At 68.1% G+C, this 11,670-nt stretch carries 15 protein-coding genes and 1 pseudogene; 12 read left to right on the top strand and 4 right to left on the bottom strand.

The genetic code is table 11. From position 1 onward, the window contains the following. Window positions 1–394 precede the first annotated feature (394 nt). The 6 genes and pseudogenes from AB0I04_RS47455 to AB0I04_RS47430 all read left to right on the top strand — a co-directional run. Window positions 395–508, top strand: a pseudogene (locus AB0I04_RS47455) (peptide-methionine (S)-S-oxide reductase); the annotation flags it as partial. Window positions 509–587: 79 nt separating this feature from the next. Then, window positions 588–887: a DUF6247 family protein gene (locus tag AB0I04_RS47450; protein WP_360900749.1), complete on the top strand. Its 300-nt coding sequence runs from the start codon at window positions 588–590 to the stop codon at window positions 885–887. Then, window positions 884–1,141: a hypothetical protein gene (locus AB0I04_RS47445; RefSeq protein ID WP_360900746.1), complete on the top strand. Its 258-nt coding sequence runs from the start codon at window positions 884–886 to the stop codon at window positions 1,139–1,141. The genes AB0I04_RS47450 and AB0I04_RS47445 overlap by 4 nt, the downstream gene beginning before the upstream one ends. A 46-nt stretch (window positions 1,142–1,187) precedes the next feature. Then, a complete protein-coding gene (locus AB0I04_RS47440; protein WP_360900758.1) occupies window positions 1,188–1,328 on the top strand; it encodes a hypothetical protein in 141 nt (46 codons plus the stop codon). Window positions 1,329–1,429: 101 nt separating this feature from the next. Continuing rightward, window positions 1,430–2,599: a hypothetical protein gene (locus AB0I04_RS47435; protein WP_360900743.1), complete on the top strand. Its 1,170-nt coding sequence runs from the start codon at window positions 1,430–1,432 to the stop codon at window positions 2,597–2,599. Between the two features lie 85 nt (window positions 2,600–2,684). After that, complete coding sequence (locus AB0I04_RS47430) at window positions 2,685–3,110, top strand: pyridoxamine 5'-phosphate oxidase family protein (RefSeq protein WP_360900740.1); 426 nt, start codon at window positions 2,685–2,687, stop codon at window positions 3,108–3,110. 257 nt (window positions 3,111–3,367) lie between these two features. Here the strand turns inward: AB0I04_RS47430 and AB0I04_RS47425 are convergent, their stop codons facing one another. Next, the gene (locus AB0I04_RS47425; RefSeq protein ID WP_360900737.1) at window positions 3,368–3,751 is read right to left on the bottom strand and encodes a hypothetical protein; all 384 of its coding nucleotides are present in this window, start codon (window positions 3,749–3,751) and stop codon (window positions 3,368–3,370) included. A gap of 43 nt (window positions 3,752–3,794) precedes the next feature. On the opposite strand from AB0I04_RS47425, the gene AB0I04_RS47420 reads away from it, so the two are divergent. From AB0I04_RS47420 to AB0I04_RS47405, 4 genes are all read left to right on the top strand, one after another. Next, on the top strand, window positions 3,795–4,364 hold the full coding sequence (locus tag AB0I04_RS47420) for an RICIN domain-containing protein (RefSeq protein WP_360900755.1): 570 nt from the start codon (window positions 3,795–3,797) through the stop codon (window positions 4,362–4,364). A gap of 74 nt (window positions 4,365–4,438) precedes the next feature. After that, entirely contained in the window at window positions 4,439–5,074 is a 636-nt protein-coding gene (locus tag AB0I04_RS47415; RefSeq protein ID WP_360900734.1) for a hypothetical protein, read from the top strand. A gap of 79 nt (window positions 5,075–5,153) precedes the next feature. After that, window positions 5,154–5,870: an HD domain-containing protein gene (locus tag AB0I04_RS47410; RefSeq protein ID WP_360900732.1), complete on the top strand. Its 717-nt coding sequence runs from the start codon at window positions 5,154–5,156 to the stop codon at window positions 5,868–5,870. Between the two features lie 130 nt (window positions 5,871–6,000). Then, window positions 6,001–6,204: a hypothetical protein gene (locus tag AB0I04_RS47405; RefSeq protein ID WP_360900729.1), complete on the top strand. Its 204-nt coding sequence runs from the start codon at window positions 6,001–6,003 to the stop codon at window positions 6,202–6,204. Between the two features lie 218 nt (window positions 6,205–6,422). Here AB0I04_RS47405 and AB0I04_RS47400 read toward each other — a convergent pair whose 3' ends face one another. Then, on the bottom strand, window positions 6,423–6,863 hold the full coding sequence (locus AB0I04_RS47400) for a hypothetical protein (protein ID WP_360900726.1): 441 nt from the start codon (window positions 6,861–6,863) through the stop codon (window positions 6,423–6,425). A gap of 39 nt (window positions 6,864–6,902) precedes the next feature. Between AB0I04_RS47400 and AB0I04_RS47395 the strand changes: the two genes are divergently transcribed. Both AB0I04_RS47395 and AB0I04_RS47390 read left to right on the top strand, forming a co-directional pair. Further along, complete coding sequence (locus AB0I04_RS47395; protein WP_360900722.1) at window positions 6,903–7,670, top strand: helix-turn-helix transcriptional regulator; 768 nt, start codon at window positions 6,903–6,905, stop codon at window positions 7,668–7,670. Further along, on the top strand, window positions 7,667–7,756 hold the full coding sequence (locus AB0I04_RS47390) for a DUF397 domain-containing protein (protein ID WP_360900752.1): 90 nt from the start codon (window positions 7,667–7,669) through the stop codon (window positions 7,754–7,756). Before AB0I04_RS47395 ends, AB0I04_RS47390 begins: the two co-directional genes overlap by 4 nt. 140 nt (window positions 7,757–7,896) lie before the next feature. On the opposite strand, the gene AB0I04_RS47385 is transcribed toward AB0I04_RS47390, so the two are convergent. Beyond that, complete coding sequence (locus AB0I04_RS47385; protein ID WP_360900719.1) at window positions 7,897–9,702, bottom strand: ABC transporter ATP-binding protein; 1,806 nt, start codon at window positions 9,700–9,702, stop codon at window positions 7,897–7,899. Continuing rightward, entirely contained in the window at window positions 9,699–11,474 is a 1,776-nt protein-coding gene (locus AB0I04_RS47380) for an ABC transporter ATP-binding protein (protein WP_360900716.1), read from the bottom strand. Before AB0I04_RS47380 ends, AB0I04_RS47385 begins: the two co-directional genes overlap by 4 nt. Window positions 11,475–11,670 lie beyond the last annotated feature (196 nt).

Genomic DNA, 11,670 nt, shown 5'->3' with positions numbered 1-11,670 from the left:
CTCGACATCTCCAGCGAGCTGCGCGGTCTGAAGTCGGCGCTCGGCGTCCCGCAAGTCCTCCATGAGGCACACCCTCCCAGCCAGCGCCGTATCCGCGCCAGGACGTTCACGCTCGGCTGATCTTCCCAGTCCGATCCAGGACTCCGATCGCCGGTGAGAACCCACTCCAGATGACTTTGCACTGGACACGTAGGACACCTCCCACCGGCCGCTCAACGCAAGATCCTGGGAACGAGACGACCAGCGCCTTAGCCCTGCCCAAGGTGAGGTCGGCGACGGCACTTTCGTTGTCCGTGCGCCTGCACCCGCTGTCCGTCTAACCGGCACCTGATCTATCCGCCTACCGGCTCTACGCTGTCCGCCGTACGAGCACAGTGGATGTCCGTCTACCAGAGCAAAGTACTACCACCAGCAGTATTTGTCGGACGCCAAGAACCCGAACGGCTACTGCGGCGTCGGAGGTACGGGTCTGAGTTGCCCGGTGGGCGTCGCACCCGCCGACGGCTGATCACGTCCGCCCGCGCTACGTGGGCGAACGTTTGTGGCGCTGGAGGCGGAAGGTCCGGGTCGCGCTGTAGATTGAACGCATGACTGCCGAACCCATGGAGCCTGTCGGGACGCTGGACCCGGGCGACGACCCGGCTGCGATCTTCGAGCTGCTTCCGGCGTCACATCGTGCCCAGTTCCGAGCCGAGTACGATCAGGCCCTCGACGCGGCACACGATCTCGCGCGGTTCAAGCAGGTGCGAACCCTGCTGAGACGATGGCGTCTGCGCGCGATCGCCTACGCCCGGCCGGGTTACGAGGAGGCCGTCCAGGACGCGGTCCAGGGGCGCGCCGATGCCTTTGTCCGATACAGCCCGCCGGACTGGGAAGGCCGGGTGTGACCTATAAGTTCGACGGCTTCCACGGGCGTGCTCTTTATGAGCTGAACGGCCTGCCCGAAGAGGTGCGGAACGGGCCACTGCTGGACCGCCTCCTGGAGCTTCTAGCGAACCCGTGGGACGCGGTGCCGGAACGTCCGGGCCAGTCGCTCGTGAGACACGCGTTCTTCGGCACGGATGACCAGGGCATGCTGACCTTCATCGTTCACGAGCAGACCGAGACCCTGCGGATCATCGACATCATCTGGGCAGGCTGAGCGGTTGATCTCGGGACAGCGATGGCCCGATGGAAGGAGTACCCTCGTGGATCGCTTCCACCAGCGGTATTTGTCGGACGCCAAGAACCCGAACGGCTACTGCGGCGTCGGCGGCACCGGCCTGTCCTGCCCGGTCGGCGTCGCCAGTCCCGTCAGGTGTGTTCGGCGGGGTTCGCCGGCAGGATGAAGTTCCAGCTGCCCTGGCCGTGATGCTGGTGGTCGGGGGAGCGTGGGGAGGGGCACGCGCCGGGTTGTGTTCGGGCGGTGCCGGGCTGTTGTATGTGGGTCGTGGAGGCGCTGACGGCGGTCACTGTTCTTGTTGGGAAGTACGGGGTGCAGCGGGTGGTCGGTTCGCTCACCGGCCGGCAGGGTCTCGGCGACCTTGCGAGTGAGCTCTTTGGAACCTTGGCCGCCAGTGAGGATCGGCTGACTGAGCGCCTGGCCGGGATAGAGCAGCAGTTGAGCGGCATTGAGCGGCGACTCGACGAGGTCTTGGACCAGCGATACCAGGTGTCGCTTGCGTTGGGTCTGCGCGGCCTGCTGGAAGCGGGCGCGGCCCACGACCCCCTTGCGCGAACCGAGGAGTTGACCAACGCACGGGAGCGATTCCGGGAGGCGGCCGTTTCCGCGCGTTCGTCGCTGCAGACCGCGGTGGCCGAGCGCTACGTCCTGCTGTCCGCCATCGCGCTGGGGCGCCCGGACGCGGCGAAGACGGCATGGGCGCAGCTGAACGGCGCGGTCACTGCGACGGCGCTTGACCTGTGCGCCGCCTTTGGGGAGGCGCACGGGAAGGTGGCGCTCCGATTGGAACAGGAGGGTGCTTCGAAGAACCGCCGATTCTGGAAACGCGTTGAGGACGAAGCGGCCCAGGCCCGCGGCGGCGTTATGGAGGCGGCCGGCCTGGTGAAAAGTCTTCTTGTGGAGTCGGGTGTTCTGGGCCAAGTGCTCGGGCAACCGCAGCCGCCTCGCATGGACCTAAAGGAAACGCAGTACTACTCTCGCCAGTCGCGTCGTAATTTGCGTGAAATGACATTGTATAAAGATGCGCCTATCCTTCTGGGGCCCATGATGGGCGCAAGTTCGCTTGGATGGGATGTGCAACCGATCGTGCCCGGACCGGTACGCTTCGGTTCATTGGTCATTACCTGGACACACCTCGAACCACGGCCCAATGGCTGGGACCCGGGGAATGCCGGTCGCGCCCCCACCGTCGACGCCGATGTGGGACTCTCCGTTCGGGCGGACCCACCTCTTTCCCGGGATGTCTCGATCGACCACCCCAGGCGGTTCCTGGCGGAGTCAGAGCACGATCCGCCGTCTCTCAAGGCGGGTGACCGCTCAACCCAGCTGTCCTACGTCACCGCCCTCACGACAGATGAACAGGGTAATGCGACGAAAGGCGACTCCGTTCGCGTCGGCGACATCACCTTCCACAGCTACTTCGGGCCCCTCGGGTAGCGCTCGCCTGCCCGTCTGCCATCGACCCACCTCATGCGGTGACGAGAAGGGGTTTTGACAGACCCGCTGGCTAGCATCCAGGACTATGGCGCTCTCGGTAGAAGAACGGGAACAGTTCCTGGCAGAACCCCACATCGGTGCGTTGTCGGTGGTCGAGAGGCCGGATCGTGCGCCGCTCACCGTCCCGATCTGGTACCAGTACAGCCCGGGCGGTGAGCTGTGGGTGCTCACGGAGCCCGGCTCGCGGAAGGCCCGTGCGATCGACGCCGCGGGCCGGTTCAGCCTGATGGTGCAGCGGACCGAGCCGACCGTCCGCTACGTGTCGGTGGAGGGGCCAGTGATCAGGACCGCCGCAGCCAGCGTCGAGCGTTCGCGGGAGATGGCGGCGCGGTACCTACCACCGGACAAGGTCGCCGATTTCCTGGAGTACGAACGCACGCAGCTCGGCGAGCACAGCGCCATCTACATGCGTCCGGAACACTGGCTGTCCGCCGACCTGGGCCCGGCCTGATAGGCGCGGGATCCAGGACTCTGCGAAAGAAGCCAATGTCGAACGGCGACTACTACCGCCTCCACGGTGCCAGGCTCCTGCTCTCTGCCTTCGAGCACGAAGGCATCCCCGCCGACGTGGAGGAGCGGGATGAGGCCCTTGAACCGGCCATCCGAGCCCTATGGGCTGCCGAGCAGCGAGGCGGCAGGACCCTCTACGAGGTCGCGGAGCAACTTCGCTCGGCCGCGGACGTGTTCGCCTCCGGCTCCGAGCACGACCTACCCGAGCAAGTCGAGAACTTTCCCCGGAACACGTCGCCCGTGGAAATGCCGGCGGTTCTTCGAGAAATTGCCGATCATGTCGATTTTTGGAAGCGCGGACACGCGTCGAAGCTGGCTACCGCGATCCCGACGAGCTGGGAGCTCAGTTGCCGTTTTCCGCAACTGAATGAGTTGCTCGACGACTACTTCGGGCAGATCGGAGTCGTCTTCGACAGCGATGAGGAGTTGACGGGGCGACAAGGTCTTCAGCTGTTCATCGAAACCTGCCACCGCTACCCGCTCTGCCTCTGGCGTCTGCCGCAGGTCGCCGCCGAGTGCCATGAGGCGCTCGCCACCTTCCAGACCGAAGAATCCCTCCGCCGCTTCTTCGAAGCGGAGCACCGGCTGAACTCCATGTCGCTTCCATGGACACGGCACCGGCGCTCTGCTGGTCACCATCGGAACCGCGACCGGTCTGTTCGGAACCGAGAAGAACCATGGCCGCCCGGCACTGGGCGCAGCCGCGCCCGCCCGCACGGGGCCGTCGGACGGCTGGTACCGGATCAAGCCGGTATCGACCACCGATCATGGCGACAAGTGCCTCGACATCGGCAACGATCGCAATTGGCAACCCATCGTGATTCAGTGGACGTGCACGATGAGCAACGACGAGCAGCGTTTCTGGATCCGCATGCTCGGCGGCAGCACGTACCAGATCCAGTCCGCCTCACAGCGCGCCGGAAAGAGGTCCTGCCTCAGCTTGAACAGCCCATTGGAGCACACCGTCGTACGGCTGAGGCCGTGTAGTGACTCGGCGCCCGACCAACGCTTTTCGGTGGAGCGAGCGTCGACCCGGCCGTCGTTCCGGCTACGGTCGCTCGCCGGGCCGTCCCAGGACTGCCTCGGTCTCGATCCCGCGATGGCGGACCAGGGCGCCGAAGTCATCCAGCGCCCCTGCGACGCTACGGAAGAGCAGTTCGTCCTGATCAGCCCGCGGGGTGAGGCCCCTCGTTGAGAGCCGCACGCATTGGCACATGACCTTTTCGCTGCGTATGACGCTATAGTGCCCGCGATACGGAAGGTGGCGCGGTGATGCATCATCAAACCCGAGGCGGGAGCACCACCGCCCCCCTCTTCCTCGTTCTCGGCGGCGTCGTGGGCGTGGTGGCGGAGTTCGCCATGAACCTCGTCCTCTCCTACACGGTAAAGACGTCGAGCCAAGCGGTGTACTACTTCCTTGGCGGGTTGCAAGGTCTGGTCATCGGTGCCCTCGTCGGCGGCGCCACCATCTTGGGCCGCCCCAGGCACTACGGCCTCGCGGCGGTGGCCGGCCTGGTCGCACTGATCGCCGGCATCATCGGTGACCTGATCGCTCGCCCGGTCATCTGGCTCCTTCACCACCTCCCGGTGAACGCCAGTACGTTCACCGACTACTTCACCCTCCAGACGGCCGGTTCGCTCCTGCTCAACCTCGTGCCGATCGCGGCGGCGGCGGTGCTCACCGCGGTGGGCGTCTCGAGAACGACACGTACTGCCGCCGCTCCCGTTCCACCGCAGGGCTACTGGAACCAGCCCCCTCCGCACGGGCCGGCCCAGCCCGGTCCGGGAATGGGCGCCCCGCCGTACGCGCCGCCGGGACCAGGCGGCCCGGCTCCCCAGGGCTGGCAGCCGCCCGCGGGTCCCGGAGGGCCGCCGCCCGGCCCGCCCGGGCCCGGAACCGGCTGATCCTTTGCGGCGTCCCAGTTTTCACACGGGACGGCCGAACGCTCCCAGGTGAGGCTTCGCCCCGTGAGAGGGGAGCACGGTGCCCAGTTACCTGCAGACACTTCCATTGCACACGATCACCGAGGTGTACGGCGAGGCCGGCCTGCGCGATCGGTTCTCCCGTGAGATCGAACGGTTCGCGGAGCCGGACTGGCGCCGGCTCAACAAGGCGCTGTCACTGGCGAGCGACCTCCACCGCCAGGACCGCCGGGCGCGCGAACCCGTGGTCAACCATCTGCTGCGCGTCACACTGCGGGTGATGTGCCACTACGAGGTGAACGACGTCGACATCCTCGTCGCCGCCCTCCTGCACGACTCCGTCGAGGACCATCCCGTCGAACTCGCGGGCGAGGGCCACGACGACCCCACCGAGACGGCCCTGGACGTCCTGTCCGCCGAGTTCGGTCCACGCGTCGCCGGGCTCGTACGTGCCGTGACGAACCCGACGTACGACCGGACCCGCGACGTTCACGCTCAGTATCGAGCGCATGTCGTCGCCAGCCTGGACCGCCACCCCGCGGCCCGGGTCATCAAGGTGTCCGACTTCACCGACAACGGTGTCGGGCTCATTCACACCACCGGCCCGAAGCTCCGCAAACTCGCCATGAAGTACCGCCCGCTCGTCCCGGAGCTGAAAGAACTGGTCAACCGCCCCGACACCCCACTGACGGCCCCGATCCGGCTGCACATCATGCGCCAACTCGACCGCGCCGACGAGCGCTTCACCGCCATCCTCCAAGGCCCCGGCGAGCGCTGACAGTCCGTTCTTGGGATGGCCGCCGTGAGCGAAGCGGCGTAATCCGAGGTCGGCGGGGGTGTGCGTTTGATGAGTAACGTACGGGGCATTTCTGCGACATTTGCGGTCGAGTCATGGAGGGAGCACGACGATGGGCGTGATGTTCCGCAAGAGCCAGAAGTTCAGTCCCCTGATCCTCAATTTCACCGAGCACGGTTTTTCCTCGTGGACCATCAAGATCGGGCGCTGGTCGTGGAACTCGCGTGCCCGCGCCCACCGGGTCGACCTGCCGGGCCCGTTGTTCTGGAAACAGAACAAGACCCGCAGACGAGAGAGCGCGTCTGATCACCGGTGATCAGTGAGGGTAGCGTGGCATCGATTGCCGACGATCACTCTCGCGACACGTAGTCGCGAGCATCTCTCGTGCCTCGGTGGGATACCTGTCGATCAGGACGCGGAGGTGGGCGAGATCCGCGATGCGCAGCACACCGACCGTCCGGCGGCCGTAGAGCGCCCTACGGAAGTCCTCGAGCGATCGCATCAGACGTTCTTCGGGCGTGAGCTCCGGTGGATTCATGGCATGGCCTCCGGAGCGACCACGTTTTTGATCACGTGGGCCGCCCATTCGAGGTCGTCCGCCGGGCAGATCTTCTCGTCCCAGCTCCAATGAAAGAAGAGCCGGCCGTCCTCGCCCGCTTTGAGAGTGATGATCTCTGTCATCTCCGGGTGTGCGGCGTCGGGAGGCGATACGCGGACGCGTGTGGGCGCGAGCTGGAGGGCGTCGAGCCCTCGTTGCCTGCACGCATCCGCGAGGCGATACATGAGCCGATGCGCCTCCTCTTTCGTCATCGTCACTCGATCTTCTGGGTGAGTGTGGACGTCTTCGTGTGGCACGGCCGGATTCCTCTCTGGAGTGGCTGTTAGCCCTCCAGCGTCGCGGCCTTTCGTCGAATCCGACACCATTGCCGCTGACAATCCGTAAGCTCTGCGATAGATCCGGATCCCGGATTCCACGCATTGAACATCGAGTAATTCCGGCATACGGGGCGTGCCATGAAATTTACGCCGATGGCGATATGGGGGCGTGAGCTGCGGCACTATCGCCAGGGCGCGGGGCTCACGCAACAGGAGCTGGCCGACGAGATCACCTACTCCAAGTCGCTGATCAGCCAGATCGAGACGGGGCAGACCCCGGCGGCCGAGAAGTTCGCGGAGGCGTGCGACGAACGCCTGCAGACCGGCGGTGCCCTGGCCCGGCTCCTGGACTACCGCAGGGGCAACGGGTTCCCGGTCTACTTCCGCGACTGGGTGCCGCTCGAGGCAAGCGCGACCATCCTGCGCGCCTTCGAGCCGAACGTCATCTACGGCCTCCTCCAGACCCCGGAGTACGCGACCGCGATGCTTTACGGCGACGAAACGGCTGCGGCGGTCCGCATCGAGCGCCAAGGCATTCTCGTCGGCGACAGTCCGCCAGCGCTCCACGTCGTACTCGACGAGTCAGTGCTCTACCGCGAAATCGGCTCTCCGCGCGTGATGCGCGAACAACTTCGGCACCTGATAAGCATCATCTCGCCCACGGTCACCGTTCAGATCGTGCCCCAGGAGAATCATGCGGGCGTACAAGGCGCTTGGGTGCTCGCCACAATGTCCGACGGTGCCGCAGTAGCCTACGTGGAGACGGCGGCGCGCGGCTTCGTCACCGACAGTCGGGAGGACCTGGCGCGGCTCACCGCAGCCTGGGAATCACTGCGGTCGCAGGCGCTATCCGTCAAGGCGTCAATAGAGCTGATCGAGAAGGCGGCGGAACGTTGGACGACGTGACATGGCGCAAGTCGAGCCGTAGTGGCAACGATGGTGGTAACTGCGTGGAACTTTCGACGGTCGTTGTGACACGCGACGACGAGTGAAATGACTTCCGTACGCCGGCCGGGACGAGTTGGATTGAAGGGCTGACGACTTTCGGCCGACCTCCTCGATGTCGCGCACACCGAGCTGCTCGGCTGAGGTCCCAGGCGGGTGGGCCGACGCCCACCCGTCTGGGACCGGATCAGTGGACGTCCGCCTGTTCCTCGGCTTCGGTGATGAGTTCGTCCGTCCACAGGCGCCGCATTTCCGGGCAGCCCTCCAGCAACTCGTCCAGCGGCCCGCAGCCGACGACGCGGCCGCGGTCGAGGACGAGGATCTGGTCGGCGCGTTCGAGGGCCGCGCGGCGGTGGGACACGACCAGCAGCGTCGCGGGCCCGCGCCCGTCCCGGGTGGCGTCGGCGAGCCGGTCCCAGAGGAGTTTCTCCGTCTCGACGTCCAGCGCGGAGGACAGGTCGTCGACGACGAGCAGGTCCGGCGACCGCATGAGGGCGCGCGCGGCCGTCGCCCGCTGTACCTGGCCGCCCGACAGCCGTACGCCGCGAGGGCCGACGACGGTACCGAGGCCGTCCGGCATGCCGACCAGGTCCTTGTCGAACACCGCGAGTCCGACCGCGGTCGCGAGCCGGTCGTCGTCCGCCGGCCGGCCGAGCAGGATGTTCTCCCGGAGCGAGTCGGAGAACAGCCGGGGGACCTGGCTCGCGTACGCGACGCGTCCGGGGACGAGGTACGTGCCCGGGTCGTCGACGTGCCGGTCGTTCCAGGTGATCGTCCCGGCGTCGAGCGGCACCAGGCCGAGCAGCGCCCGTACGAGGGTGGTCTTGCCCGCTCCGACGGCACCGGTGATGACGGTGAACGATCCGTGCTCGATCCGCAGATCGACGGTGTGCAGGCGGTCGGGCACCGTCAGCCCGTGGGCCTCGAGGACTCGCAGTGGGTCGTCGTGGTGGGGCGGTGGCGGCAGGACGGGCGGCGGCTCGCGGCGGAACCACACGCCGCTGACCCGGGCCAGGTCTTCGACGTCCTCGTACGGGGCCATGAGCCGGCGGAGGCGTTCGACGGCGACCGAGGCCTGGGGCAGCCGGTACAGGAACGTTCCGGCCGAGCGCGGCAGCGCCGTAAGCCATCCGACATAGGTGGTGAACAGCGCGAGGTCGCCCACCGTGAAGTCGCCGCGGTGCATCGCGGGGGCGGCGATGAGCAGGACGAGGCCGATGCCGATCTCGACGGTCGCGCCCGTCGCGGTGTCGAGGAGGTCGGTGGTCAGCCGGTCCTTGACAGCGGCGTTCCGCCGTCGGCGGTTGTGGTCGCGGAGGCGCCGCAGCACCGCGTCCTCGGCCCCGGCCGTCTTGATCGCCAGGATGCCGGCGAACGTCTCGCCGATGTGGGCCGTCACCACGGCGCCGAGTTCCCGGGCGCGACGGTGGAGTCGCCGGATGAGCCCGCCGAGCAGCCGGCTCAGCACACCGGCGGCGATCATCGGCAGCGCCAGCGCGAGTGTGACGGCGGGGTCGATCGCCACCATGATCGCCAGGGCGGTGAGGCCGAACAGCGCGGTGCCGGTCAGGTCCACCAGGTCGTCGGTGACCTGGACGAGGTCGTCGACGTCGTCGCGTAGCCGCGCGACCGCCTCGCCCGACGAGTGCGGCAGCCGATCCGCGGCGGTTCCGCGCGCGGTGAGGATCGAGCGCAGCACGTTGACGCGCAGCGTGGTCGCCGCCGCAATCCACCAGTAGACGCCGTACGCCCACGCGGTGACGAACACCACGCCGCGGACGACCTCCAGCCCGACGAACGCTGCGCAGAGCCACAGAGCCGCCCGCAGATCGACCGTACGGTCCCCGCTGAGCTCGTCGAACACCGCCTTCAGCAGCAGACCGCCGCCGATGGGGAAGAGGTACGGCGGCAGCCACAGCAGGCCACCGGCCACATAGCGGCCCAGCCCGGAGGAACGGGTGAGGCGGGACATCACGAACGGTACGGGCCTCATCGCGCCACCTCCGCCGCGCTCAGGAGCCGCGCGAACCGGCTGCCGGGGTCCACCGCGAGCTCCTCGCGGCGGCCGTACTCGACGATCCGGCCGCCCTCGACGACCGCGATCCGGTCCACCCGCGCCAGGGAGGACAGGCGGTGCGCGATGAGCACACCGGTCCGGTCGGCGAGGAGCCGGTCGACGACCCGCTCGATGCGCCGCTCCGTCGCCGGATCGAGCCGGCTCGACGCCTCGTCCAGCACCACGAGGCCGGGGTCGGTGAGGAACACCCGGGCGAACGCCAGCAGCTGCGCCTCACCGGCCGACACCCCGGTCGCGTCGCCGCCCAGCGCGGTGTCGAGCCCGTCGGGGAGGCCCGCCAGCCAGTCGCCGAGACCGACCTCGGCGAGGATCTCCCGGAGACGGTCGTCGTCGGCGAGCGTCGGCCGGAACAGTGTGAGGTTGTCCCGGACGCTCGCGGCGAACAGCTGCACGTCCTGGGTCACGACGCCGATCCGCCGCCGTACGGACGCCGGGTCGGCGTCGCGCAGGTCCAGTCCGCCGATGAGGACCGCGCCCTCGGTCGGGTCGTACAGGCGCAGGATCAGCCGGGCGATGGTGGTCTTCCCGCTGCCCGTACGGCCGACCAGGCCGAGTGTCTCGCCGGGTGCGAGCGTGACGTCGATTCCGGACACGACCGGCTCGCCGTCGTCGGCGTACGCGAAGCCCACGCCGTCCAGGCGCAGGCCGAGCGGGCCGGACGCGGCCAGCGGCCGTGGGTCGGCGGGTTCGGGCAGCGTACGGCGTTCGGCCAGCAGGTCCCGGACCCGGGCGACGCCCGCCAGGGCCGCCTGGTACTGCCGCAGCTGGTCGATCAGCCGCTCGAACGGCGTCCGCACCATCTGCGTGTACTGGAACAACAGCACGCCGGTGCCCACGGTGAACGCACCGGACCGACGGCCCCACGCGGCGAGGCCGATCACCAGCGCCGTGCCCACCGCGAACGCCAGCGACGTTCCAGCGAGGAGACCGCTGCCGATCCGTTCGGACCGGAACTCCGCGCGGTACATGCGCCCGCTCGTCCGGTGGACGCGGTTCACGGCGTGCTCGCCGGCGCCGTTCGCACGGATGTCCTCCACACCGGCCAGCCGTTCCTCGATGTCGCCGTACAGCGCCGCGTACTGCGCCCGGGAGCGGGCGGCCGAGGGCACGGCCATCTTCTGCGCACGGGCCATCGCGAACCCGATCAGCACGCAGTACGCCAGCAGCGCGGCCCCGACGCGCGGATCGACGGTCAGCACGACGACGAGCACGCCCGCGAGCAGCAGGACGCCGGCCACGACGTCCAGCAGGAAGGCGACGACGAACTCGGCGATGGCGACGACGTCGCCATCGACCCGTTCGATCATCTCGCCGGGCGTGCGCCGCCCGTGGAAGGCCATGTCGAGACCGAGCGCGTGCTCGGCCAGCCTCTCGCGGAGGCGGTTGGTGCCGTCCCAGGCGAGGCGGCTCGCCAGCCAGGCGGTCAGTGTCCGGGCGGCCTGCCCGGCGACGGCGAGGGCCAGGTAGCCGACGGCGACGAACGCCAGATGCCGGGTACCGGCGCCGCCGATCGCGTCGTCGACGAAACGCCGGGTGATCTGGGGCGCGGCGAGCGGGAGCACGGTCGCGGCCGTGACAGCGGCGACGAGCGCGGCACCCGCGCGGGGTCCCGGGCGCAGGCAGCCCAGGACGGTGGTCGGCGGGGTCCTACCGGCGTCTCTCCGGGCCGGTCGTCGGAAGGGTCGCACGAAGCGTCATGTCCTCTGCGTAGGTGGCGATTGCCTGCTGGGGGGACATGAACGCAGGGCGCATGACCATCTCCTCGGTCGACCAGTGGTTCGCCGGGAGTACACCATCCGGCATCGGCCGCGAGCAACGGATTTTCCGCGATGCCGGTCCGGCCTTCAGGGCTTATGGTGCGACTTGGGCGTTTTTTGATCGCAT

The sequence above is a fragment of the Actinoallomurus sp. NPDC050550 genome (assembly GCF_040655075.1).
In the GTDB taxonomy this organism is placed as follows: Bacteria; Actinomycetota; Actinomycetes; order Streptosporangiales; family Streptosporangiaceae; genus Actinoallomurus.
Note: the sequence above shows the minus strand (reverse complement) of the source record. Positions and strands in the feature narration are given on the sequence as shown.